Below are 23,365 nucleotides of genomic sequence, written 5' to 3' on the forward strand. Positions count from 1 at the left end.
GCAAGGGTGGGGAGGCAGGGGAATGACGCAGAGCAGTGTGCATGGGGAGGGGACGCGACCTGGCGTCCGGCCCACTCGGGTTCCGGGGCAGAGAGACGGCTCACACGAGCAGGAGAGCGACTCCGGCGAAGGCGACAGCAGTGGCGGAACCGGCAGCGGTCGCGGTGGTCCAGCGGAAAGACAGCGGCGGCCGGGCAAGCGCAAGGTGCTGCGCTGGTCGGCGGCGACCCTCTCGCTGCTGATCCTCGCCACCGCCGGCGTCGGATACCTGTACTACGAGCACCTGAACAGCAACATCCAGAAGGGCAAGCGCACCAGCGGCGACTCCAAGGCGCGGAAGACCGAGGCGAACGCGGCCGGGCAGACTCCGCTGAACATCCTGCTGATCGGCTCGGACAGCCGTAACTCCGACGCCAACGTGTCCCTGGGCGGTGACAGGGCCAACCGCGGCAACCCGCCCTTGGGCGACGTCCAGATGCTGGTCCACCTCTCGGCCGACCGCAAGAGCGCGGCCGTGGTGAGCATCCCGCGCGACACCCGCGTCGACATACCGAAGTGCACGGACCCCGACACCGGTGAGAAGTTCGCGGCGACCAACGACATCATCAACACCTCGCTGGCCCGGGGCGGCGCCGGCTGCACGCTGGCCACCTGGCAGAACCTCACCGGGGTCTACATCGACCACTGGATGACGATCGACTTCGCGGGCGTGGTGAAGATGGCCGACGCCATCGGCGGTGTCGAGGTCTGTGTGAGGCAGAGCGTGTGGGACCGCCCCCTGCCCGATGTGTCCGGCGGCTCCGGGCTCAAGCTCACGGCCGGCAAGCACAAGGTCAAGGGCAAGCAGGCGCTGCAGTGGCTGCGTACCCGGCATGCCTTCTACAGCGACCTGGGGCGCGCCAAGGCCCAGCACATGTACATGAACTCGATGATCCGCACGCTGAAGGCGCAGAACGTCTTCACGGACGCGGGGCGGCTGACCGGTCTGGCCGAGGCGGCCACCAAGTCCCTGACGGTGTCCGAGGAGCTCGGTACGGTCAAGAAGCTGTACGACCTGGGCATGCAGCTCAAGTCGGTGCCGACCGACCGCCTCACGATGACGACGATCCCGACCGTCGAGGACCCGCAGAACGCGAACCATCTGGTGCCGGCCGGCGACGACGCCGAGCAGGTGTGGACGATGCTCCGCGACGACATCGCCTTCGACGACAAGGGCGGCGCCACGGCGACGAAGGCTCCGACGGCCGCGGCCTCGGCCACGGCCTCGACGGACCCGGCGGCCGATCCCGGGAAGATCGGCGTGCTCGTGCAGAACGGCACCCGGACGGCCACCCTCGCCGCGGTCGGCCGTCGGGCGACCGCGATCAGCGCGATCCTCTCGGCCAAGGGCTTCACCAACGCGGCGGCGGACACGTCCGGTTCACTCTCCGTGGAGAAGACGGTCGTGCACTACCCGAGCGCCGACCTGGCGGGCGACGCCCAGCTCGTCGCCAAGTCCCTGGGGATTCCGGCGAGTTCGGTGAAGAAGTCGACGGACGTCTCCGGTGTGACGGTGACCGTGGGCGCCGACTGGCGCGAGGGCAACGCGTATCCGAAGCAGGAGGCTCCGAAGGCCGGCCAACTGCCCGCCACCGCCGACAAGGTGGTCGGTTCGGACACCGGCGCGTGCATGGACGTGTACTCGCCCTACCGCTGGTAGACGGCCGCCGCACCGGTTGTGGGAAAACGAGTTGGGGCCTGCTGTCAGTCACTGACGGCAGGCCCCAACTCATTGTCTTTCAGGCCGCGTTCGCGCCGTCCAGTACCGCCGGCCGACGGGCCGCGATCACCTTGCGGGCAAGCGACTTCGGGCTCGTCAGGAAACCCCAGCCCCAGCACATGTGCATGGTGGCGAGGGCGACGGGGATCTGCAGGCGAGCCTTCAGCGAGAGTCCCTTGCCCGCCGGGACCGAGCCCGCCGCGATGGCCGCGAGGTAGCCGCCGGGCACCAGGAAGGCCCATGGCGTCAGTACGGCGCCCAGCAGCACGCCCGCCGCTATCGCGACCACGGCGGTGGGCGGGGCGAGGTAGCGCAGGTTGATGGAGCCCTCGTGGTAGCGGGCCACGACATGGCGCCAGCGGCCGTAGTCCTTGTACTGCTTGGCCAGCGCGCGCACGGAGGGCCTGGGCCGGTACGACACCCGCAGCTCGGGCGAGAACCAGATGAGGCCGCCCGCCTCCCGGATGCGGAAGTTCAGCTCCCAGTCCTGGGCGCGGATGAACTCCACGTTGTAGCCGCCCTGTTGCTCGAGAGCGGCCCGTCGGAAGACACCCAGGTACACGGTCTCGGCGGGCCCGGCCACGCCTCCCGTGTGGAAGGCGGCGTTGCCGACCCCGATCTTCGAGGTCATCGCGGCGGCCACCGCGTGCTCCCAGGCGTTCTCACCCTCGGCGTGCATGATCCCGCCGACGTTCTGCGCGCCGGTCTCGTCGAGGAGACGTACGGCGGTCGCGATGTAGTCGGGCGAGAGCATGCCGTGCCCGTCGACGCGTACGACGACGGGGTGGCGGGAGGCCTTGATCGCGGCGTTCAGCGCGGCGGGCGTACGGCCGGTCGGGTTGGGGACCGTGTGGACGCGCTTGTTCGTGCCGGCCGTTTCGCGTACCAGTTCGGCGGCGATCTCGTCCGTGCGGTCCTTGGAGGGACCGAGGGCGATGACGACCTCCATCTCACCGGCGTACTCCTGGGCGAGGATCGCTTGGACGGCTCCGCGCAGATGCCGCTCCTCGTCGAGGACGGGCATGATCACGGACACGGCGGGCAGCTGCACGTCGGGCTTGGCGTTCATAGGGGGCTCACGTTACCGCGAACGGGGGACACCGACGCGCGCCGCCCGCTCCCTGACCCGGGCCGCAGATCGTACGGCCCTACGGTGCTCACGGATCCCACGTTCGGCCCACTCCCCCTCCCCCGGTCTGCCTTCGCGGAGGTGTTCCCCCATGCCCGCATCCCCCGCATCCCCTCGCTCCCCCGGTTCCCCGCAGCGCCGGCCACGGCCGTCGTCCGGGCGCCCGCGTCCCCCCGTACGGCGGAAGAAGCCCCGTTGGGCCATGCGGGCGGTGACGACGCTGTCCGTCGTGGTGCTCGCCGCGGCCGGGATCGGGCACGCGGTGGTCACCAGCCTCGACGCCGACATCGCCCGGGTCGACCCCTTCAAGGACATGAAGAACCGTCCGCGGGCCGGTCACGGTATGAACGTGCTGCTGGTCGGCACCGACAGCCGGGAGAAGATCAGTGAGGCCGAGCGGCGCAAGTACCGGCTCGGCGGCGCGCCCTGCCACTGCACCGACACGATGATGATCGTGCACATCTCGGAGGACCGGGAGCGGGCGAGTGTGGTCAGCCTGCCCCGCGACTCGTACGCCGTGACGCCCCCGCACACCGACCAGATCACCGGGAACCGGCACGGCGGACACGTCATCAAGCTGAACGCGGCGTACGCGGAGGGCGGCCCGAACCTCACCGTGCGGACGGTGGAGCACATGACGCACGTGAAGATCGACCACTACCTGGAGATCGACTTCACCAGCTTCATGAAGACGGTGGACGTGCTGGGCGGAGTCGAGATCTGTACGCCGAAGCCGCTGAAGGACTTGTACACCGGGCTGAACCTGACGTCCGGGGAGCATGAGCTGAACGGTGGGGAGGCGTTGCAGTACGTGCGTTCGCGGCACGCCGACGGGTCCTCCGACCTGGGGCGGATGCAGCGGCAGCAACGTTTCATGGGGTCGCTGATGGCGCAGTCCACGTCGTCCGGGGTGCTGCTGAACCCGATGAAGTTCCGGGACATCACCCGGGCGGTCCTCGGGTCGGTGCGGGCGGACAAGGAGTTCGGTACGGGTGAGCTGCTGGACCTCGGGCGGGCCATGCGGAACTTCTCCCCGTCGTCGTCCGAGTTCACGACCGTGCCGATCGGGCGGATGGGGTACGCCGTGAAGGGCATCGGTTCGACGTTGAAGTGGGACGACGCGAAGGCGGGGCGGTTGTTCCGGGCGCTGCGTGAGGACGAGCCGTTGTCGGTGCGCAAGGGCGGGGGCGGCGGCGGTAAGGGCGGGGCGCCGGTGCGGGTGGAGGTGGCGCCGCAGCAGATCCGCGTCCAGGTCGAGAACGGGACGCGCACGGTGGGGCTGGGGCGGACGGTGGATCGCGCGCTGGCCGCGACGGGGTTCCGGACGACCCGGGTGCCGGTGAACGCGCGGGTGCGAGGGGCGACGGTACGGACGGTGATCGCGTACGACCCCCGGTGGGACCGGTCCGCGAGGTCGCTGGCGGCGGCGTTGCCGGGGAGTTCGCTGCGGGTCGTGCGGGGACAGGGGGCGGTGCTGAAGGTGACCGTCGGAACGGATTATCAGGGGGTACGGAAGGTCCGGGTCGGGGAGTTCGGGGTGACCACGGGGGATGAGGTGGGGTGTCGGTGAGTCGGCGAGGCCGGTGCGGCCCAGGTCGGTTTTCCCACCCAGCCACCCGTTTCCGGTCCGCCGAACAGTGGATCTCTGACCCCTGACCTCAGTCGTCCAGGCCCTCCGCCGCTCTTCTTTCCCTCAGCTCCATGATCGCTCGCCGCCGCGCCAACCGGTGCGTGCGGCGGATCTGGGCCTCCTGACAGCGGCGCTCGTCGCGTTCCGTCTCCGGGAGGACCGGCGGGACGACACGCGGCTTGCCCTCGGCGTCGACCGCCGCGAAGACAAGGTACGCCGAGCCGACCTGTGTCGCCGGTGTCGACTCGTTCCAGCGCTCGGCGAGGACCCGTACCCCGACCTCCATCGAGGTCCGGCCGGTCCAGTTGACCTGAGCCTTCACATGGACCAGGTCGCCCACCCTGACCGGCTCCAGGAACGCCATCTCGTCCATCGACGCCGTGACCGCGGGCCCGCCGCTGTGCCGGCCGGCCACCGCGCCCGCCGCGTCGTCGACCAGTTTCATGATCACGCCGCCGTGCACCGTACCCAGGAGGTTGGTGTCGGCGTTCGTCATGATGTGGCTGAGGGTGGTCCGGGAGGCGGAGGTCGGCTTGCCCGGAGGCGCGTCCTCTGCCCCGGTGGCCTGGTCTGTCATGGCGTCCACCCTATGCGGGACGTACACCTGGGCGATTTGTGTCAGCTTGGCAACAGCAGTGCTCCTAATTTCCTACGACCCTTGTATAGGGCATGGCCCGGCACTGCACACTGGTCCGCATGAACGATTGGCCAGGCGCGTGGTCCGACGACAACCGCGACAACCGCTACGGACGCGGCAGCGCGAACGCACAGCCCGAGAGTGCGCGCGTGATGCGGCAGGTCCAGCGCGGCCAAGGCGGCCCGGGTGGCCAGCACCCGGCCGCCCCGCCGTACGGCGGCGGGGTGCCGCAGCAGCAGCCGTACGCCGGTGACCAGGGACAGGGACGGGGACAGGACCCTTATGGCAACGGCTACGACAGCGGGTACAACACCGGCCAGGTCTACGGCGGCGCCCCGAATACCGGTGGGTCGGACGGCGGACCCGGCGGGCCCGGCGCGATGAGTGGCCCCCGTCCCGCCCCGAACTGGCGCAAGCGGATCAAGTGGACCGCGATCACGGTGGTCACGCTGCTGGTCGTGGTGTCCGTCGGTACGTACTTCTGGGCCGACGGCAAGCTGAACCGCCAGGTCGACCTGTCCAAGGTCATCGACCGGCCGGACGGCGGCAAGGGCACCAACTATCTGATCGTCGGTTCCGACAGCCGTGAGGGCATGTCGGCCGAGGAGAAGAAGGCCCTGCACACCGGGTCCGCCGAGGGCAAGCGCACCGACTCGATGATGATCCTGCACACCGGCGACAACGGCCCGACGCTGATCTCCCTCCCGCGTGACTCGGATGTGGAGATCCCGACGTTCGTGGGCTCCGAGTCCGGCAAGACGTACAAGGGCACCGGCAAGCACACCAAGCTGAACGCGGCGTACGCGACGGACGGGCCCGAACTGCTCGTCCGTACCGTCGAGTTCAACACGGGCCTGCGTATCGACCACTACGTGGAGATCGGCTTCGCCGGCTTCGCGAACATCGTGGACGCGGTCGGCGGGGTGGAGCTCACCATCCCCAAGGGCGGGATGAAGGACACGAAGTCCGGCGCCAACTTCACGGCGGGCAAGCAGACCCTCAACGGCGAGCAGGCCCTGGCCTTCGTCCGTACCCGGTACGCCCTCGCGGGCAGCGACCTCGACCGGACGAAGAACCAGCAGAAGTTCCTCGCGGCCCTGGCGAGCCAGACCGCGACGCCGAGCACGATCCTGAACCCCTTCAAGCTGTACCCGACGATGAGCGCGGGCCTCGACACCCTGATCGTCGACAAGGACATGGGCCTGTTCGACCTGGGCGACATGTTCTGGGCGATGAAGGGCGTCACGGGCGGCGACGGCAAGTCCATGAACATGCCGATCTCGGGCTCGACCGGCGGCAACCTCGTCTGGGACAAGACGAAGGTGAAGACGCTGGTGACCGAACTGAAGAACGACGACACGGTCACCGTCTCCGGCAACTGAGCACAGCGACCGGCCCCACGGCAAAACCGTTCGCCCCTGCCCGATCCATCGGGCAGGGGCGAACGGGCGTTCGTGCCGGGCTACCGGGCTACGGCAGGTTGCGGGCCATCACGATCCGCTGGACCTGGTTCGTGCCTTCATAAATCTGGGTGATCTTGGCGTCGCGCATCATGCGCTCGACCGGGTAGTCGCGGGTGTAGCCGTAGCCGCCCAGCAGCTGGACCGCGTCCGTGGTGACCTCCATCGCCACGTCCGACGCGAAGCACTTCGCCGCCGCACCCTGGAAGGTGAGGTCCTTGTCGCCGCGCTGGGACTTGGCCGCCGCCGCGTACGTCAGCTGCCGGGCCGCCTCGATCTTCATCGCCATGTCGGCGAGCATGAACTGGATGCCCTGGAAGTCGGCGATCGGCTTGCCGAACTGCTTGCGCTCCTTGACGTACCCCTTGGCGTAGTCGAGGGCGCCCTGCGCGATGCCCAGCGCCTGCGCGGCGATCGTGATGCGGGTGTGGTCCAGGGTCTGCATCGCGGTGGCGAAGCCGGTGCCCTCGTCGCCGATCATGCGGTCGGCCGGGATACGGACGTTGTCGAGGTAGACCTCGCGGGTCGGGCTGCCCTTGATGCCGAGCTTCTTCTCCGGGGCGCCGAAGGAGACTCCCTCGTCGGACTTCTCGACGACGAACGCCGAGATGCCCTTGCTGCGCTTGGTGGGGTCGGTCACGGCCATCACCGTGTAGTACTCGGACTCGCCCGCGTTGGTGATCCAGCGCTTCACGCCGTTGAGGACGTAGAAGTCGCCGTCACGGACCGCCCTCGTCTTCATGCCGGCCGCGTCCGAGCCCGCGTCGGGCTCCGAGAGGCAGTACGAGAACATGCCCTCGCCCTTGGCGAGGGGCGTCATGTACTTCTTCTTCAGCTCCTCCGAGCCGGACAGGATCACGGGCAGGGAGCCGAGCTTGTTCACCGCCGGGATCAGGGACGAGGAGGCGCACACCCGCGCGACCTCCTCGATCACGATCACGGTCGCCAGCGCGTCCGCGCCCGCGCCGCCGTACGACTCCGGTACGTGCACGGCGTGCAGGTCGTTGGCCACCAGCGCGTCATGGGCCTCGCGGGGGAAGCGGGCTTCCTCGTCCACCACCGCGGCGTACGGCAAGATCTTCGCCTCGGCCAGGGAGCGGATCGCGTCACGGAGCATGTCGTGCTCCTCCGACGGGCGGTACAGGTCGAAATCAGCCGATCCGGCCAAGGTCTCTCACGCTCCAAAGACGCTGTGTGACTGACGCTAACTACCGTTAAGTAACCCAGTAGGTAATCCAAATTTTAAGGGCCTGCCCACCCCAGTGATACGTGAGCTTGGCGACAGGGCGGAATTCCGGGGGGATTCTGCCCGGTGAAGGACCGCAACAGCCCCTGCCAGCCCCCATCCGGCCCCGTCAGGCCCACGACTATGCTCGCCATCGCACACACGACCACCCCCAGGCCACACCCCAGGAGCACCCATGGCTCTCAAGATCACCGTGATCGGCACCGGATATCTCGGGGCCACCCACGCCGCTGCCATGGCCGAGCTCGGTTTCGAGGTGCTGGCGCTGGATGTCGTGGAGGAGAAGATCGACCTGCTGCGGCGCGCGCAGGCCCCCATGTACGAGCCCGGACTCGAAGAGCTGCTGCGCAAGCATGTCGCGGGGATCGAGGGGTCCACCGGGCGGCTGCGCTTCACCATGGACTGGACCGAGGTCGCCGCCTTCGGCGACATCCACTTCGTCTGCGTGAACACCCCGCAGAAGCACGGCGAGTACGCCTCCGACATGTCGTACGTCGACGCCGCGATCGAGTCCCTCGCCCCGCACCTCACCTCACCCACCCTCGTCGTCGGCAAGTCCACCGTGCCCGTCGGTTCGGCGGACCGGCTGGCCCGGACGATCTCCGGGCTGGCGCCGGCCGGCGCGGACGCCGAGCTGGCCTGGAACCCGGAGTTCCTGCGTGAGGGCTTCGCCGTCCAGGACACGCTGCACCCCGACCGGCTCGTGGTCGGCGTACGGAGCGAGCGGGCCGAGAAGCTGCTGCGCGAGGTGTACGCCACGCCGATCGCGGAGGGGACGCCGTTCGTCGTCACCGACTTCCCGACCGCCGAGCTGGTGAAGACGTCCGCGAACTCGTTCCTGGCCACCAAGATCTCGTTCATCAACGCGATGGCGGAGGTCTGCGAGGCCGCCGACGGGGATGTGGCGAAGCTCGCCGAGGCGATCGGGTACGACGACCGGATCGGCAAGAAGTTCCTGCGGGCCGGGATCGGCTTCGGGGGCGGGTGCCTGCCCAAGGACATCCGGGCGTTCATGGCGCGCGCCGGTGAGCTGGGCGCGGACCAGGCGCTGACCTTCCTGCGCGAGATCGACTCGATCAACATGCGCCAGCGCGGCCAGATGGTGGAGCTGGCCCGGCAGGCGCTGGGCGGCGGCCCGTTCCTCGGGAAGCGGGTCGCGGTGCTCGGCGCCACCTTCAAGCCCGACTCGGACGACGTCCGCGACTCGCCGGCCCTCAACGTCGCCGGGCAGATCCACCTCCAGGGCGGCCAGGTGACGGTCTACGACCCGAAGGGCATGGCCAACGCACGCAAGGTCTTCCCGACCCTCGCGTACGCCGACACGGCCCTGGAGGCGGTCCGGGGCGCCGACGCCGTACTCCACCTGACGGAGTGGCGGGAGTTCCGCGAGCTGGACCCGGCGGTGCTGGGCGAGGCGGTGGCCCACCGGCTGGTCCTGGACGGGCGCAACGCCCTCGACCCGCAGGTGTGGCGGAAGGCCGGCTGGACGTATCGGGCGATGGGGCGGCCCACCGCCTGACAGGCTGCTTACGCCTGACGGCTGCTTCCGGCCGACGGGCCGCTTCCGCCCGACGGGCCGCTTCCGCCCGACGGACCGCTTCCGCCCGACGGACCGCTTACGGCTGACGGACCGCTTACGGCTGGCGGAGTCCGGCCCCGGAAAGGACGCCGGTCCGGCCGAGGCTCAGTCGGCCGGACCGGCGCCTGCCCCATTCTCCACATCCCGGCCACCCTTCGGGACCCGCATCCCAAATCCCGGGCGGCCACCGCGCGCGGGCCCCCTACTTCGCGCGATAGCGCCGCATCTTCGCGCGCGCCCCGCACACCGACATGGAGCACCAGCGGCGGCGCCCGGCCGGGCTGCGGTCGTAGTAGGCCCAGTGGCACTCGGGCAGCTCACAGGCCTTCAGGCGCAGCCAGGTGCCGTCGGTGAGCGCCTCCGCGACGGCCGCCGCCACGCGGGAGAGCAGCGGGCCCTCCTCGGCGGCGGTCAGGCGGGCCGAGCCGTCCCGTTCGTCGACGGTCACCAACAGCGGGGTGCGGGACAGCAGTTGGCCCAGGGGCGTGACGACGTCGTGCGGTGGATGCCCGGCGTGGGCGAGGCAGACGGCCCGCAGGGACTCCCGCAGCTCCTTCACGGCCGCCAGTTCCGCTTCGGCGATCTCCGCGATGCCGAACGCGGTACGCGCCTCGGCCGTGTCCAGCGCGTCCCGGCCCGATTCCAGGTCCCTGGTGTTCACCAGGGCCTCCACGAGGGCCAGCCCCCCGGGCGCGTTCTCGCTCATACGGGCGAGATTACCTCCTCGCGTTACCTCCTATGCAGGGGCATCCGGTAACCGTTAACGTAAGAGCCGTTACCTCATGAGCCGGGTCAACCGGTAACAACGGGGTACCCGGAACGCCGGAGAGCGACAGAGAGCACCGAGCAGGAAATCGACGGAGGAACCCATGCCCATCGCCAAGTTCGACCAGGTCGTCCTGGACTGCCCCGACCCCGGCGCCCTCGCCGCCTTCTACGCCGGGCTGCTGGGCGGCACCCCCGAGGTCCAGGAGGACTGGGTCGACCTGCGGGTCCCGGACGGGCCGGGCCTGGCCTTCCAGGCCGCCCCGGGTTACGTACCGCCGAAGTGGCCGTCGCCCGAGGCCTCGCAGCAGTTCCATCTGGACGTGACCGTGACCGACCTGGACGCGGCCGAGCGGGAGGTGCTCGCGCTGGGCGCGAAGCCGCTGGACACGGAGGACCGGGCCCGCTCCTTCAGGGTTTACGCGGACCCGGCGGGGCACCCGTTCTGCCTCTGCGCGGGCTGAACAGGCACGACGGATGCGCTAGACGTAACGACCGGAGGAACCCATGACGCCCGTAGCCCGTTTCCGTACCGTCGTCCTCGACTGTCCCGACCCGCACGCGCTGGCCCGTTTCTACGCGCGGGTCCTCGGCGGTACGCCCGCGGAGGAGGAGCCCGAGTGGGTCGTGCTCCACGTCCCCGGCGGGCCGCGGCTTGCCTTCCAGCAGGCGCCCGGGTACGCCCCGCCCGAGTGGCCGCGGGCCGATCACGGCTCCCAGCAGTTCCACCTCGACCTGGACGCCGGCTCCACCTGGGCGGAGCTGGACGCGGCCCAGGAGGCGGTTCTCGCGCTGGGCGCCCGCCCGCTGGACCTGGACGACCAGGACGGGAAGCGGGACTTCAGGGTGTACGCCGATCCGGCGGGGCATCCGTTCTGCCTCTGCCGGATCGAGCACCCCTGAACAGGCGGGTCAGCCGTCCAGCTCCGCGATCCGTGCCGTGGACGGCTCCCGGCGTTGCTGGGCCGCCTTGGCCGTGAAGTCGGCGCTGCGCAGGACTCGCTGGACGTTTCCCCAGGTGAGGAGCCCGATGTCGGGTTCGGTCCAGCCTCGGCGCAGGAGTTCGGCGATCAGGTTCGGGTAGCAGGAGGCGTCGCCGAGTTCCTGCGGGTGGGCGCTGCCGGAGTCGTACGTGCCGGACAGGCCGACGCACTCCGGGCCCGCGACCGCACGGACGTGGTCGATGTGGTCGGCGACGTCACGGACGGAAGGCCCGGTCTGCTCGGCCGTCAGCGGCACCAGGCACAGGCCCATGGCCACGCCCAGCTCGGCGAGCGTCTCGTCGGGGAGGTTGGTGGGGTGGGGGCGCAGAGCGCGGGCCGCGGAGCGGGTGCACAGGACCGGCGCCTTGGAGATCGTGACCACCCGGCTGATGGTGGCCGCCGAGGCGCCCGAGAGGTCGGCCAGCACGCCGAGCCGGTTCATCTCGCGGACCACCTCCTCGCCGAACCGGGTGAGCCCGGCCTCGCTCGCCCAGGACGTACCGGCGAGGGTGAGCACGCGCAGGCCCAGGGAGTGCAGGACGCGCAGGATGCCGATCGAGTCGTCGAGCGCGGCCGCGGCGGCGGGCCCGAGGACGACAGCGACCCGTCCGCAGTTGCGGGCGTCGGTGACCTGCCCGGCGGTGCCCGCGAGGCGCAGCCCCTCGGGGTGGCTCCGAGCGACCGTCTTCACCAGGTCGAGCTGCTCCAGGGTGGCGCCGACGGCCCGGTCCCCGGCGAGCCCCTCCGGCAGGTGCAGCGCCCAGAACAGCGCGCCCACGTGGCCGCGTCGCATCCGGGGCACATCGGTGTCGACGGTGCCCTCACCGAGTTCCAGGTCGTACCAGGAGAGGTGCCGCAGCGCCCAGGGCAGCCCGCTGTAGCCGTCGGCGACGGGGTGCTCGGCGAGGAGGGCGTGGGCACGGTCGAGGGGGGCGGCGGTGTCCGGGCCGGAAAGGGCGGAGAAGCCGAGCTCCGTCGCCCCGTCGTCGTGGGGGTGGTCGTCGGGCTCCGGCAAGGGAACGGGCGGAGGCAGCTGCGGGTCGAGTCTTCCGACCTCGGCTGTGGTGTGCAGTTCGTCCTGCAGGTCGGCCATGACGGGCTCCGTACGTCGTGATCTACCTCGTGATCGCAATACGGTCACCGTCGCACGGAGGCGGGGGGCCTTCCTGGTGGGTGGGGCGTTCGGGGGTACGCCGGGCCCGGGGTGCGCGGGGTGAGCCCGATCCGCGACAGACACGGTCCGCCTCGACGCGAGGCAGCCGGGGCGCCGGAGTGGTCGCCGTCCGTCATGGATCCGCGCGATGCCCGTCGGCACGGCGTGAACAGCCCCGACGGCGGCCCCGACGCCGTCGGGACCGGGGAGGGGCAGGCCGGTCCGGGGCGGCAGAACCTGAGCCCTGCCGTGGCCCGGGGACATCGGCGCCCCCTCAGCCGTCCAGGTCCGCCGGCGTGGCGTTGGAGGGCCCCCGCCGCCCCCGCTCCTCCCGGGCCACGTCCTCCGCCGCGCCCAGCACCCGTACCGCGTTGCCCCAGGTCAGCTTGGCGAGGTCGGTCTTCGACCAGGACCGGTCCAGCAGCTCGGCGATGAGGTTCGGGTATCCGGAGACGTCGCTGAGGCCGTCCGGGGTGAACGCCGTGCCGTCGTAGTCGCCGCCGATGCCCAGGTGGTCGATGCCGGCCACCTCGCGCATGTGGTCCAGGTGGTCGGCGACCGTCGAGACCGTGGCGACCGGGCGCGGGTTCGTCTCCTCGAAGGCGCGGTGGACCTTCATCGCCTCGGGGGTCGTGGCCAGGTGGTGCAAGCCGTGGGCGCGCATGTTGTCGTCCGCGGCGGCCGTCCAGTCGACTGCGGCCTGGAGGACGAACTTCGGTACGAACGTCACCATGGCCATCCCGCCGTTGCCGGGCAGGCGTTCCAGCACGTCGTCGGGAATGTTGCGTGGGTGGTCGCACACCGCGCGCGAGGAGGAGTGGGAGAAGATCACCGGCGCGACGGACGTGTCCAGCGCGTGCCGCATCGTCGTCGCGGCGACATGCGAGAGGTCGACCAGCATGCCGAGGCGGTTCATCTCCCGGACCACCTCGCGGCCGAACTCCGACAGCCCGCCGACGCCCGGTTCGTCCGTCGCCGAGTCCGCCCACGCCACGTTGTCGTTGTGGGTGAGGGTCAGGTAGCGCACGCCCAGTTCGTACAACCCCCGCAGGGTGCCGAGGGAGTTGGCGATCGAGTGACCGCCCTCGGCGCCCATGAGGGAGGCGATACGGCCCTCACGCCGGCCCGCCTCCATGTCGGCGGCGGTGAGCGCGGGCCGCAGGTCGTTGCCGTACCGCGCGATCAACTGACGTACGCAGTCGATCTGTTCGAGGGTCGCCGGCACCGGGTCGGGCAGGTCCGAGCGGACGTACACCGACCAGTACTGCGCGCCGACCCCGCCCTCCCGAAGGCGCGGGATGTCCGTGTGCAGGTGGGCGTGCTGGGCGGTGGCGATGTCGCGGGCGTCGAGGTCGTAGCGGACCTGTTCGCGCAGCGCCCACGGGAGGTCGTTGTGGCCGTCGACGACCGGGAACTCGCGCAGGAGTTCCCGGGCCTGCTCCAGGGAGCTCACGGACGTCACTTCCCGAAGCCGAAGCCGCTGCCGCCGCCCGCGCCGCTGTCGACCTTGGCGCGCAGCCGCTTGCCCTTCTCGGTGGCCTGGTCGTTCAGCTCCTGCTGGAACTCCCGCATCCGGCCGAGGAGTTCCTCGTCGTGCGTGGCGAGGATGCGGGCCGCCAGCAGGCCCGCGTTGCGCGCGCCACCGACCGAGACCGTGGCGACCGGGACACCGGCCGGCATCTGCACGATCGACAGCAGCGAGTCCATGCCGTCGAGGTACTTGAGGGGGACCGGGACGCCGATCACCGGGAGCGGGGTCACCGACGCGAGCATGCCGGGCAGGTGGGCCGCGCCGCCCGCGCCCGCGATGATCGCCTTCAGCCCGCGCCCGTCGGCCTGCTCGCCGTACGTGATCATCTCGCGCGGCATGCGGTGCGCGGACAGGACGTCGACCTCGTACGCGATCTCGAACTCGTCCAGGGCCTGGGCGGCGGCCTCCATGACGGGCCAGTCGGAGTCGGAACCCATGACGATGCCCACGAGGGGGCCTGCACCGGGTTCTGCAACGGGGCTCATTCGGTGATCGTGCCTCTCAGATAGCCGGCTGCGTGACGGGCGCGCTCCAGCACGTCGTCCAGGTCGTCGCCGTAGGTGTTGACGTGGCCGACCTTGCGGCCGGGCTTCACGTCCTTGCCGTACATGTGGATCTTCAGCTGGGGGTCGCGGGCCATGCAGTGCAGGTACGCGGAGTACATGTCGGGGAAGTCGCCGCCGAGGACGTTCGCCATGACCGTCCACTTCGCGCGCGGCCGCGGGTCGCCGAGGGGGAGGTCGAGGACCGCGCGGACGTGGTTGGCGAACTGGCTGGTGATCGCACCGTCCTGGGTCCAGTGGCCCGAGTTGTGCGGACGCATCGCCAGTTCGTTGACGAGGATGCGACCGTCCCGGGTCTCGAACAGTTCGACGGCCAGGTGGCCGACCACGCCGAGTTCCTTGGCGATGCGCAGGGCCAGTTCCGTGGCCTGGAGGGTCAGCTCCTCCGCGATGCCGGGCGCCGGGGCGATGACGGTGTCGCACACGCCGTCGACCTGCTGCGACTCGACGACCGGGTACGCGACGGCCTGGCCGTGCGGGGAGCGGACGACGTTCGCCGCCAGTTCCCGTACGAAGTCGACCTTCTCCTCGGCCAGGACCGGCACACCGGCCCGGAAGGGGTCGGCGGCGTCCGCCGCGGACCGGACGACCCACACGCCCTTGCCGTCGTACCCGCCGCGGACCGTTTTGAGGACGACCGGGAAGCCGTCGCCCTCAGCGCCCTCGGACAGGCCCTCGGCCGCGAAGGCGACCACGTCCGCGACATCGCGGACGATGCGATGGCGCGGGCACGGCACCCCGATCTCGTCGAGCTTCGCCCGCATCACGCCCTTGTCCTGGGCGTGCACGAGCGCGTCGGGGCCGGGGCGGACGGGGATACCGTCCGCCTCCAGCGCCCGAAGATGCTCGGTCGGGACGTGCTCGTGATCGAAAGTGATCACATCGCACCCCTGCGCGAAGGCGCGCAGCGTCTCCAGGTCGCGGTAGTCGCCGATGACGACATCACCGACCACCTGCGCCGCGGAATCCTGCGGGGTGTCACTGAGAAGCTTGAACCTGATGCCGAGCGGGATGCCCGCCTCGTGTGTCATACGAGCGAGCTGCCCCCCGCCGACCATGCCGACTACCGGGAACGTCACCCTCCAAGAGTATCGGCGAGTACCGGGTCGGCCATCCCGGCCTGATTTCACGCATTACACGCCTGTGACCCGATGCGCACAGGCAAGCCCCAGAGGGGGTGGTTAGCATGGCTGGGTTGACGAAATCCCACACTGCGATCCCACAGACGGGGGCCGACAGACCATGGAACGTGGTTCCGAAGGTGGTTCCGACGGGCTTCATACGACGCCCCGGAGCGCCGTGCGCCGACGATTCGACCAGTTCGCGGCCGAGGTGGCGAAGTTCGGGGCGGTGGGCACGGCGGGGCTTCTCGTCAACCTGCTGGTGTTCAACCTGGTGCGCACCGCGACCGACCTGCCGGTGGTCCGCGCCAGTGTGACCGCGACGGTCGTCGCGATCTGTTCGAACTACATCGGCTTCCGCTACTTCACGTACCGGGACCGCGACAAGAGCGGCCGTACGAAGGAACTGACGCTGTTCCTGCTGTTCAGCGCGGTCGGACTGGTCATCGAGAACGGTGTGCTCTACGCGGCGACGTACGGCTTCGGCCTGGACAGCCCGCTGCAGAGCAACGTCTTCAAGTTCGTCGGGATCGGCGTCGCGACCCTGTTCCGCTTCTGGTCGTACCGTACGTGGGTGTTCCGTACGCTTCCGGCGCGTGAGGCGGTCGCCAGCGCCGAATCGTTCCTCGAAGAGGCGGACCCGGTGTCCCTTGCCGAGGGACGGACGATTCCCGAGCGCCGGACCCACCGCCAGCACGTCGGCTGACCGCCCCCGGCCCCCCAGGACCAGGACCAGGCCCGCCTACCGGACCGTCCGCTCCTCCTCGTCCCTCCGCGGCTTCCTCAGCGGGGTACGGGACAGGAAGAGCCCGAAGACCGGCGGCTGGGCCTGGAGCAGCTCCAGGCGGCCCGCGTCGGCCTCCGCGAGGTCGCGGGCGACGGCGAGGCCGATGCCCGTGGAGTTGCGGCCGCTGATCGCGCGCTCGAAGATCCGGGCGCCGAGGTCGGTGGGAACGCCGGGTCCCTCGTCCGTGACCTCGATCACCGCCTGGTTGCCGATGACGCGGGTGCGCAGGGCGACCGTGCCGCCGCCGTGCATGAGCGAGTTCTCGATCAGGGCGGCCAGCACCTGGGCGACCGCGCCCGGCGTGCCGACGGCCTGCAGGTGCCGCTTGCCGGAGGTGACGATGGCGCGGCCCTCGCTGCGGTAGGCGGGGCGCCATTCGGCGAGCTGTTGCTGGATGACCTCGTCGAGGTCGAAGGAGACGGCGGAGCCGGTGCGCGGGTCGCGGGCGTTGGTGAGGAGCCGTTCGACGACGTCCGTGAGGCGTTCGACCTGCGTGAGCGCGATCGTGGCCTCCTCCTTCACCGTGTCCAGGTCGTCGGTGAGGGTGATCTCCTCAAGGCGCATGGAGAGGGCGGTCAGGGGCGTACGCAGCTGGTGCGAGGCGTCCGCGGCCAGCCGGCGTTCGGCGGTGAGCATCCGGGCGATGCGTTCCGCCGAGCTGTCCAGCACATCGGCGACCCGGTCGAGCTCCGGGACGCCGTACCGCTTGTGACGGGGGCGCGGGTCGCCCGAGCCGAGGCGTTCGGCGGTCTCGGCGAGGTCGGTGAGCGGCGAGGCGAGCCGGTTCGCCTGCCGTACGGCGAGCAGGACGGCGGCGATGACGGCGAGCAGCGCGACGGCGCCGATGATCAGCAGGGTGCGGCCGACCTCGCGGGTCACGGAGGAACGGGGTTCCTCGACCCGGACGCTCTCGCCCTCCTCGCCGTCCTCCTCGGCGGAGATGACGTCACCGACGGGCTGGTCCCCGACCTCGATCGGCGCGCGGCCGGGGATGCGCACGACGGCGTACCGGTCGCCGGTGACGAGGCCGCGCAGGACCTTGGCGTTGATCTGCTCGTCCCCGAGGATGCGGCTGTCCACGATGCTGGCCAGCCGCACCGCCTCGGAGTCCACCCGGTCCTGGGCACTCGTACTGATCGTCCGCGTCTCGACGATGACGAGCGACACACCGAACACGGCGATCACCACGAGCACGACAGCGAGGGTGGACTGGATAAGACGACGACGCACGGCCCCTCCGGGCGATGGCAGGACAACAGACACCCTGAGCGCCCCGTCAGGGGCCGCTCAGGGGCGCGGGGCGTACCTGTACGGCTACCGCCGCGCGGGCGCGACCAGCCCCCGGAGGTGACGTTACGCGCGTAGTCGACTAACTCTTTTCGAAGCGGAAACCCACACCCCGCACAGTGGCGATGTAACGGGGGTTGGCCGCGTCGTCGCCCAGCTTCTTCCGCAGCCACGAGATGTGCATGTCGAGCGTCTTGGTCGACGACCACCACGTCGTGTCCCACACCTCGCGCATCAGCTGGTCGCGGGTCACGACCCGCCCCGCGTCGCGCACGAGCACCCGCAGCAGGTCGAACTCCTTGGCGGTGAGCTGGAGTTCCTCGTCACCCATCCACGCGCGGTGCGACTCGACGTCGATGCGCACACCGTGCGTGGCGGGCGGCTGCTGCGGCTCGGAGGCGCCGCGCCGGAGCAGGGCCCGGACGCGGGCGAGGAGTTCCGCGAGCCGGAAGGGCTTGGTGACGTAGTCGTCGGCGCCCGCGTCGAGGCCGACGACGGTGTCCACCTCGTCGGCGCGCGCGGTCAGGATGAGGATCGGGACGGTCAGCCCTTCGGCACGCAGCCGGCGGGCCACTTCGAGGCCGTCCATGCCGGGCAGTCCCAGGTCCAGGACGACCAGGTCGATACCGCCCTGGATGCCTGCGTCGAGCGCGGTCGGTCCGTCCTCGCGCACCTCGACCTCGTAACCTTCCCGGCGCAGTGCGCGGGCCAGTGGCTCCGAGATGGACGCGTCGTCCTCAGCGAGCAGTACACGGGTCATGAGCTGATGGTAGACCGCCCTGGACGTCGTCCGGGGTGTGACCAGGCGTTCTTGATTCTTACCTTCGGACGGTACGACGAGAGCGTCCGGGACGGCGGGACCGGTACCCGCCCGCACTCCGGAGCCCGAGCCTGCGTCTCCGCAAGCAGATCCCGTCTCTTACCTTCGAATGAGCGATTGACGTCGACCCATCACCTGTGATTAGAGCCTCAAGTCATGCCATTTATGAAAGTGAACTGATACACGGAGAAAGAACACCCTTAACAACACCATGACGCCTTTGAGAAGTTTCCGTCGAAGGTCCTTTTCACACGGCGCGACCGGGAAGCCGGGCGGGCTCACCTCGGTTCCGTGGGCAGGGCGCGCAGGTGCTCGATCTGGCGCTGGGCCAGTTCGGTCGTCCGGCGCATGTGGCGGCCGAGCAGGGCCAGTTCCTCTTCGGTGTAGCCCTCGAACGTCGCCAGCCAGCCCTCGGCGAGCGAGTCCCAGAACTCACCGAGGCGACGCATGGCCGCGGCCACCGGCACGACCAGCACCCGTCGCCGGTCCGCCTCGTCCCGCCGCCGGGTGACGTAGCCGGCCTTCTCCAGGCGGTCGACGAGCCGGGTCGCCGAGCCGCTGGTGAGGCCGGTCAGCTCGGCGATCCGGCCGGTCGTGAAGGGGCCCGGCTCGATGCCGAGCAGGCTGAGGCACTGCACGTCCGTCGGATGCATCCCCAGATGGTCGGCGACCGCCTGGTTGAACAGCACATAGGAGGCCACGTACCGCCGGGAGTCCAGTTCCAGGCCGCTCGTCCGGTCGTCTCGGGGCACGACCCCCCCCCTTAATATCTGCGCGACGCAGACAATGCATGTAGGTTTACTGCATGACGCAGACAATTTATCAGCCCACCCGGCCCACCCGGCCCACCCGGCCCGTCATCGCTGTCACTGGCGCGACCGGCGCCCAGGGCGGCGCCACCGCCCGGGCTCTGCTCCGTCACGGGTCACGGGTCCGCGCGCTGACCCGTGACCCGTCGTCCACGGCGGCCGAGGAGTTGCGCGGACTCGGCGCGGAGGTGGCGTACGCCGACTTCGACGACCGAGCCGGCCTGGATGCCGCACTCACCGGCGCCGACGCGCTGTTCACGATGTCCACGCGCAACGGCGGCGACGCCGACGCCGAAGTACGGCAGGCGGTCTCGCTGCTCGACGCCGCCGCCGCGAGCGGAACCGTCCGGCACATCGTGTTCACCTCGGCCGCCAACGCGGACCGCGGCACCGGTGTCCCCCACTTCGAGACCAAGCACCGCGTCGAACTCCACCTACGGAGCCTGGGCATCCCCTGGACGGTCATCGCGCCGGGCGTCTTCATGGACAACTACACCAGCGAGTGGACACTGAGCGGCCTGCGCGAGGGCCGGTTCGCCCTGCCCCTGCCCGCCGACCTGCGACTGCCGTTCATCCCGGCCGCCGACATCGGCGCGTTCGCGGCGCTCGCCCTGCGGCACCCCGAGGAGTTCGCCGGGCGCCGCATCGACATCGCGTCGGACCACCTGACGTGCACGGAGATCGCCGAGACCCTCTCCGTCGTCTGCGGCCGTCCGATCGGGTTCACGCCGGTACCCCTGGCCCGGATCGAGGAACACGACGCCGATCTGGCCGCCATGTTCCGCTACTTCGCCGCGACCGGCCTCGACGTGGACGTCGAGGGCCTGCGACGCGACCACCCGGAGGTGGGGTGGCAGAGCTTCGCGGAGTGGGCGGGGGCGCAGCGCTGGGATCTGGCGAGCCGGGAGGCCCGCCTCGGCGCGTGACGGTCGTACGTCCCTCAGCAGGCCGGGAGTTCGTCGCGGCGTACGGCCGTGACGAAGGAGGTCCAGGCGGCGGCCCGGAGTATGAGGGTGGGGGCGTCGGGGGTCTTGGAGTCGCGGACGGGGACGACAGCCCGGGCATTGTCGGACACCTCGACGCACTCGCCACCATCGGTGTTGCTGTAGCTGCTCTTACGCCACGTGACCGAGCTCAGATCGATGGATCGCATCGTGCTTCCTCCAGCATCTCCCCGATGAACTTCCGCGACTCGGCGGGGGACGACGCCCGGTCGCGCATCGCATCGTATGCAGCCTGCAGACGCTCGATCTGGCTCCCGTCCTGGATGAGTTCACCATGGAGGTCATTCTCCGTGTAAGCCACAACGCGGCCATCCGCGAGCTGCAGGAACATCACGAGACCGTTCATCAAGCCGAACGGTCCGGCGCTGAACGGCAGTACCTGCACGGTCACGTTCGGGCGCTCGGACATGGCCACGAGATGGTCCAACTGCTCCACCCATGACTCCTGGTCACGCAGAACCAATCGCAGCACCGACTCGCACAGGATCGTGCGGAATCGCGGCGCGTCCTCCGCCAGCAGCATCACGCCACGGCTGACGCGTGCCTCGACCTGACGGGCCAGCTCCTCACCCCGGTTGCCGCCCGCCGCGAGCACCTCGGTCGCATACCCCTGTGTCTGCAACAGGCCAGGGATGCTGCTCAGACCGAAGTGCCACAGGCTGAGCGCCTCGGCCTCGAACTCCATGTACGCGCGGTACTGCTCCTTGAACTCGCTCTTGTCCGCCAGCGCCAGCTCCCACAACGTCACCAGGAGCTTCCCCGTACCGAAGTACCGGTCGAGCGCCACCACCACATCCGCGCTGCCCAGCGTGTGGCCGTTCTCCATCTTCCCGAACAGTGAGAAGTCCCAGCCGACCTTCTCGCCCAGTTGCCGCAGGCTGTCCCCGTTCGCCTCCCGCAACGCCTTCAGCTCCTCCGCGAACCGGGCGCGCGGCTGCTGGCTGAGGCTCGTCACGGTGCGTCGTTGCGACATCTCGTTCCCCTCGTGCGGTGACTGTGGGTTGCCGTCGGGCGTAGTGGAAATAGCCCCCGCCGAACGTGGGCATCCGGCCCTGTCCACGACGTTTCCGCCCTATTGAGGCGGCATGCTCGTCGTACCTGAACACGCACCGTAATCCGGCGACCGCGCACAGCACAGGCTTACGCCGGAACCTCCACCCGAGGAGTGACCCGATGACGACGACCTCCCTCCCCCGTCTCCCCCGGCGTCCCCGCACCACCGTCCAGCGCGCCACCCCCGCTCCCGCCTGGGCTCCGTCCGGTGCCTGGGCGGCGCCGACCCCCGAGGTCCTGCGCTCCCTGGAGGCGGCGCTCGCACGGTGGTCGGTGTGAAGAACACGGCAGCCACGCCCCCCACGACGGCCCAGGCACCGCCCTGTGACGTGTGCGAGGCGCTGGCCGCACAGCGGGACGCGGCCCGGGAGGCCGGGCGTACGGGCGAAGTCGGCGACTGCGAGCGGGAGTTGCGGGAGCACGGCAGACACGGACGGGGGTGTGCGCCATGACACCGCGCCCACCGAGCCCGCCGCTCTACCCCTCCTACGGGGAGTACCGCCCTCCCCCACCGATGGACGGCTGTGAGGCCTGTCAGGGACTCGCCGCATGCCGGAGCGCCGCGCAGGCCGCCTTCGACCACAGCGCGGTCAGCGACGCGAACGTACGGCTCCGGGCCCATCCGCTGGACGCCCACAGCGGCACGTGAGCCGCGCGTGAGCAGTACGTCCGAGGCAGCGGAGAACGCCGGACCCCGCCCGCGGCAACACACTCCGGGGCGGGGTCCTGACGTATCCGTTCACCGTTCAGCGCAGGCGCCGCCGTCCCGGCATGAACGTGAACACCGCCACGCCGGCCAGGATCACCGTTCCGGCCACCAGTCCCAGCGCCTTCAGGGCGCCGTTGTTCTCGGCGCCCGTGTTGGCCAGGCCGCCGCTGGTCGACGTACCGCCGGACGTCGTGGTCGACGAGCCGCCGGACGCTCCGCTCGCCTGTTCCTCCGTGTCCAGGGTCAGGGAGACCATCGACTCGGCCGGGGTGCAGACGGTCGTCGTGCCGAGGGCGTTCACCGTCAACACGCCTGGTGACAGGGTCGATTCACCGGTCGCGCCCGGCTTGTACGTGCCGGTCATGTCGGAGATCGTCATCGCGTCGCCCGTCTTGATGGCCTCCGCGTTGCCCGGGCCCTCGACATGGACCGTGCCCGTGTCGGATCCGCCCAGGACGACCTCCATGGACGGCTTCACCACGCCTGCCGGTAGGTCCGCCGGACTGTTCATCACCGAGCCCTTGAACTGGACCGTGATGTCGTAACTCCCGCCGTTTTTACTGGCGTTGATCTGGATGGGGGACGTCACGTCCTTGTCGCCGAGGGGCGTGTCGCACTTGTACGGGACCTGCACGAGTTTCCCGGTGAAGTCCGTCTGGCCGCCGTCCGTCGCACTCGGTGTGCTGCTCGGCGAGTCGGTCGCGGTCGGGGACGCGGAATCCGTCGGCGTCGGCGTGGGTGTGGGCGTGGGTGTGGGTGAGGTCGACGTGGACGGTGACGCCGAGGTCGACGGTGAACCGCCGCCCCCCTCTGTCACCTTGATCGTCGCCGCCGACCGCACCGTCTCGGTCGGCGCGCACTTCGTGTCCGTCCCGTACACGTTGATCGTGTACGCGTCCGGCGTCAGCGTCACGTCTCCCGCCGTCGTCAGTTTCACCTTGCCCTTCATGTCGGACAGGACCATCGCCCCGCCCTTGGGGATCGCCGGGTTCTCCCGCGGGCCCACCATCGCGATGTCGGCGGTCTGTGCCCCGGCCGCCTTCAACACCCCGCTCGGCTGGACCGAGTTGGCCGGGAGGTCGATCAGGTCCGGGTTCTTGGACGCGGCCTGTGTGAACTTCCAGACCACGTCCACCTCGTCGCCGACCTTCGCCGTCGCGGGCGCGGTGATCTCCACCTTGGTCGTGCCGTTGACCGGGTCGAGGCCGGAGGCCGCCGGCGGTACGCACTTGGTCGCGTACGACACCTCGGCGGCCTGGGCGGGCCCCGCCGCGGCCAGGCCCAGCAGGACACCGCCCGCTCCGCCGAGCAGCAACAGGGCCCCTGCCGCACCCACGCTC

Annotated in this window: 25 protein-coding genes; 11 read left to right on the forward strand and 14 right to left on the reverse strand. The window is 70.3% G+C overall.

Annotated elements, in window-relative coordinates; genetic code table 11:
• Nucleotides 1-22: 22 nt before the first annotated feature.
• Entirely contained in the window at nt 23-1,699 is a 1,677-nt protein-coding gene (locus tag ACW4TU_RS17110) for an LCP family protein (RefSeq protein WP_457428677.1), read from the forward strand.
• A 79-nt stretch (nt 1,700-1,778) separates the two neighbouring features.
• Here ACW4TU_RS17110 and ACW4TU_RS17115 read toward each other — a convergent pair whose 3' ends face one another.
• Nucleotides 1,779-2,828 (reverse strand): glycosyltransferase family 2 protein, encoded by a 1,050-nt coding sequence (locus ACW4TU_RS17115; RefSeq protein WP_457428678.1) that lies wholly within the window; start codon nt 2,826-2,828, stop codon nt 1,779-1,781.
• A gap of 151 nt (nt 2,829-2,979) precedes the next feature.
• On the opposite strand from ACW4TU_RS17115, the gene ACW4TU_RS17120 reads away from it, so the two are divergent.
• On the forward strand, nt 2,980-4,458 hold the full coding sequence (locus tag ACW4TU_RS17120) for an LCP family protein (RefSeq protein ID WP_457428679.1): 1,479 nt from the start codon (nt 2,980-2,982) through the stop codon (nt 4,456-4,458).
• Between the two features lie 88 nt (nt 4,459-4,546).
• On the opposite strand, the gene ACW4TU_RS17125 is transcribed toward ACW4TU_RS17120, so the two are convergent.
• The gene (locus ACW4TU_RS17125) at nt 4,547-5,095 is read right to left on the reverse strand and encodes an acyl-CoA thioesterase (RefSeq protein ID WP_457428680.1); all 549 of its coding nucleotides are present in this window, start codon (nt 5,093-5,095) and stop codon (nt 4,547-4,549) included.
• Nucleotides 5,096-5,214: 119 nt separating this feature from the next.
• Between ACW4TU_RS17125 and ACW4TU_RS17130 the strand changes: the two genes are divergently transcribed.
• A complete protein-coding gene (locus tag ACW4TU_RS17130) occupies nt 5,215-6,537 on the forward strand; it encodes an LCP family protein (RefSeq protein WP_457428681.1) in 1,323 nt (440 codons plus the stop codon).
• A gap of 88 nt (nt 6,538-6,625) precedes the next feature.
• Here ACW4TU_RS17130 and ACW4TU_RS17135 read toward each other — a convergent pair whose 3' ends face one another.
• Nucleotides 6,626-7,732: an acyl-CoA dehydrogenase family protein gene (locus tag ACW4TU_RS17135; protein WP_457428682.1), complete on the reverse strand. Its 1,107-nt coding sequence runs from the start codon at nt 7,730-7,732 to the stop codon at nt 6,626-6,628.
• A 304-nt stretch (nt 7,733-8,036) separates the two neighbouring features.
• Here ACW4TU_RS17135 and ACW4TU_RS17140 point away from each other — a divergent pair, with 304 nt between their 5' ends.
• Nucleotides 8,037-9,380 (forward strand): UDP-glucose dehydrogenase family protein, encoded by a 1,344-nt coding sequence (locus ACW4TU_RS17140; RefSeq protein ID WP_457428683.1) that lies wholly within the window; start codon nt 8,037-8,039, stop codon nt 9,378-9,380.
• Nucleotides 9,381-9,642: 262 nt separating this feature from the next.
• On the opposite strand, the gene ACW4TU_RS17145 is transcribed toward ACW4TU_RS17140, so the two are convergent.
• A complete protein-coding gene (locus ACW4TU_RS17145) occupies nt 9,643-10,146 on the reverse strand; it encodes a CGNR zinc finger domain-containing protein (protein WP_457428684.1) in 504 nt (167 codons plus the stop codon).
• A gap of 163 nt (nt 10,147-10,309) precedes the next feature.
• Here ACW4TU_RS17145 and ACW4TU_RS17150 point away from each other — a divergent pair, with 163 nt between their 5' ends.
• Nucleotides 10,310-10,669, forward strand: coding sequence for a VOC family protein (locus ACW4TU_RS17150; RefSeq protein ID WP_457428685.1), 360 nt, complete (start codon nt 10,310-10,312; stop codon nt 10,667-10,669).
• Nucleotides 10,670-10,712: 43 nt separating this feature from the next.
• Nucleotides 10,713-11,108 (forward strand): VOC family protein, encoded by a 396-nt coding sequence (locus ACW4TU_RS17155; RefSeq protein WP_457428686.1) that lies wholly within the window; start codon nt 10,713-10,715, stop codon nt 11,106-11,108.
• Between the two features lie 9 nt (nt 11,109-11,117).
• On the opposite strand, the gene ACW4TU_RS17160 is transcribed toward ACW4TU_RS17155, so the two are convergent.
• The 4 genes from ACW4TU_RS17160 to ACW4TU_RS17175 form a co-directional block, all read right to left on the reverse strand.
• On the reverse strand, nt 11,118-12,281 hold the full coding sequence (locus ACW4TU_RS17160; protein ID WP_457428687.1) for a dipeptidase: 1,164 nt from the start codon (nt 12,279-12,281) through the stop codon (nt 11,118-11,120).
• 334 nt (nt 12,282-12,615) lie between these two features.
• Nucleotides 12,616-13,803, reverse strand: a complete 1,188-nt coding sequence (locus ACW4TU_RS17165; RefSeq protein ID WP_457428688.1) for a dipeptidase — start codon at nt 13,801-13,803, stop codon at nt 12,616-12,618.
• The gene (gene purE, locus ACW4TU_RS17170; RefSeq protein WP_457428689.1) at nt 13,800-14,357 is read right to left on the reverse strand and encodes a 5-(carboxyamino)imidazole ribonucleotide mutase; all 558 of its coding nucleotides are present in this window, start codon (nt 14,355-14,357) and stop codon (nt 13,800-13,802) included. Before purE ends, ACW4TU_RS17165 begins: the two co-directional genes overlap by 4 nt.
• The gene (locus ACW4TU_RS17175; protein WP_457428690.1) at nt 14,354-15,514 is read right to left on the reverse strand and encodes a 5-(carboxyamino)imidazole ribonucleotide synthase; all 1,161 of its coding nucleotides are present in this window, start codon (nt 15,512-15,514) and stop codon (nt 14,354-14,356) included. The genes purE and ACW4TU_RS17175 overlap by 4 nt, the downstream gene beginning before the upstream one ends.
• Before the next feature lie 163 nt (nt 15,515-15,677).
• Between ACW4TU_RS17175 and ACW4TU_RS17180 the strand changes: the two genes are divergently transcribed.
• Complete coding sequence (locus ACW4TU_RS17180; protein ID WP_457428691.1) at nt 15,678-16,262, forward strand: GtrA family protein; 585 nt, start codon at nt 15,678-15,680, stop codon at nt 16,260-16,262.
• Nucleotides 16,263-16,298: 36 nt separating this feature from the next.
• Here ACW4TU_RS17180 and ACW4TU_RS17185 read toward each other — a convergent pair whose 3' ends face one another.
• From ACW4TU_RS17185 to ACW4TU_RS17195, 3 genes are all read right to left on the reverse strand, one after another.
• Nucleotides 16,299-17,573, reverse strand: coding sequence for an ATP-binding protein (locus ACW4TU_RS17185; RefSeq protein WP_457428692.1), 1,275 nt, complete (start codon nt 17,571-17,573; stop codon nt 16,299-16,301).
• A gap of 139 nt (nt 17,574-17,712) precedes the next feature.
• Nucleotides 17,713-18,390 carry a response regulator transcription factor gene (locus tag ACW4TU_RS17190; protein WP_006383781.1) on the reverse strand — a complete coding sequence of 226 codons (678 nt, stop codon included), beginning with the start codon at nt 18,388-18,390 and terminating at the stop codon, nt 17,713-17,715.
• A 338-nt stretch (nt 18,391-18,728) separates the two neighbouring features.
• Nucleotides 18,729-19,202 (reverse strand): MarR family winged helix-turn-helix transcriptional regulator, encoded by a 474-nt coding sequence (locus ACW4TU_RS17195; RefSeq protein ID WP_457428693.1) that lies wholly within the window; start codon nt 19,200-19,202, stop codon nt 18,729-18,731.
• Nucleotides 19,203-19,255: 53 nt separating this feature from the next.
• On the opposite strand from ACW4TU_RS17195, the gene ACW4TU_RS17200 reads away from it, so the two are divergent.
• Entirely contained in the window at nt 19,256-20,185 is a 930-nt protein-coding gene (locus ACW4TU_RS17200) for an NmrA/HSCARG family protein (protein WP_457428694.1), read from the forward strand.
• Between the two features lie 14 nt (nt 20,186-20,199).
• Here ACW4TU_RS17200 and ACW4TU_RS17205 read toward each other — a convergent pair whose 3' ends face one another.
• Together ACW4TU_RS17205 and ACW4TU_RS17210 are read right to left on the reverse strand one after the other, a co-directional pair.
• A complete protein-coding gene (locus tag ACW4TU_RS17205; protein WP_457428695.1) occupies nt 20,200-20,412 on the reverse strand; it encodes a DUF397 domain-containing protein in 213 nt (70 codons plus the stop codon).
• The gene (locus ACW4TU_RS17210) at nt 20,394-21,236 is read right to left on the reverse strand and encodes a helix-turn-helix domain-containing protein (RefSeq protein ID WP_457428696.1); all 843 of its coding nucleotides are present in this window, start codon (nt 21,234-21,236) and stop codon (nt 20,394-20,396) included. The genes ACW4TU_RS17205 and ACW4TU_RS17210 overlap by 19 nt, the downstream gene beginning before the upstream one ends.
• Before the next feature lie 200 nt (nt 21,237-21,436).
• On the opposite strand from ACW4TU_RS17210, the gene ACW4TU_RS17215 reads away from it, so the two are divergent.
• Genes ACW4TU_RS17215 through ACW4TU_RS17225 form a run of 3 tightly spaced genes read left to right on the forward strand, consistent with a single transcriptional unit; the run spans nt 21,437 to nt 21,965 of the window.
• A complete protein-coding gene (locus ACW4TU_RS17215; protein ID WP_457428697.1) occupies nt 21,437-21,595 on the forward strand; it encodes a hypothetical protein in 159 nt (52 codons plus the stop codon).
• On the forward strand, nt 21,592-21,768 hold the full coding sequence (locus ACW4TU_RS17220) for a hypothetical protein (RefSeq protein WP_457428698.1): 177 nt from the start codon (nt 21,592-21,594) through the stop codon (nt 21,766-21,768). Before ACW4TU_RS17215 ends, ACW4TU_RS17220 begins: the two co-directional genes overlap by 4 nt.
• Nucleotides 21,765-21,965: a hypothetical protein gene (locus tag ACW4TU_RS17225; RefSeq protein WP_457428699.1), complete on the forward strand. Its 201-nt coding sequence runs from the start codon at nt 21,765-21,767 to the stop codon at nt 21,963-21,965. The genes ACW4TU_RS17220 and ACW4TU_RS17225 overlap by 4 nt, the downstream gene beginning before the upstream one ends.
• A gap of 97 nt (nt 21,966-22,062) precedes the next feature.
• Here ACW4TU_RS17225 and ACW4TU_RS17230 read toward each other — a convergent pair whose 3' ends face one another.
• Complete coding sequence (locus ACW4TU_RS17230; protein WP_457428700.1) at nt 22,063-23,361, reverse strand: hypothetical protein; 1,299 nt, start codon at nt 23,359-23,361, stop codon at nt 22,063-22,065.
• Nucleotides 23,362-23,365 lie beyond the last annotated feature (4 nt).

This window comes from Streptomyces kryoterrae (genome assembly GCF_054072135.1).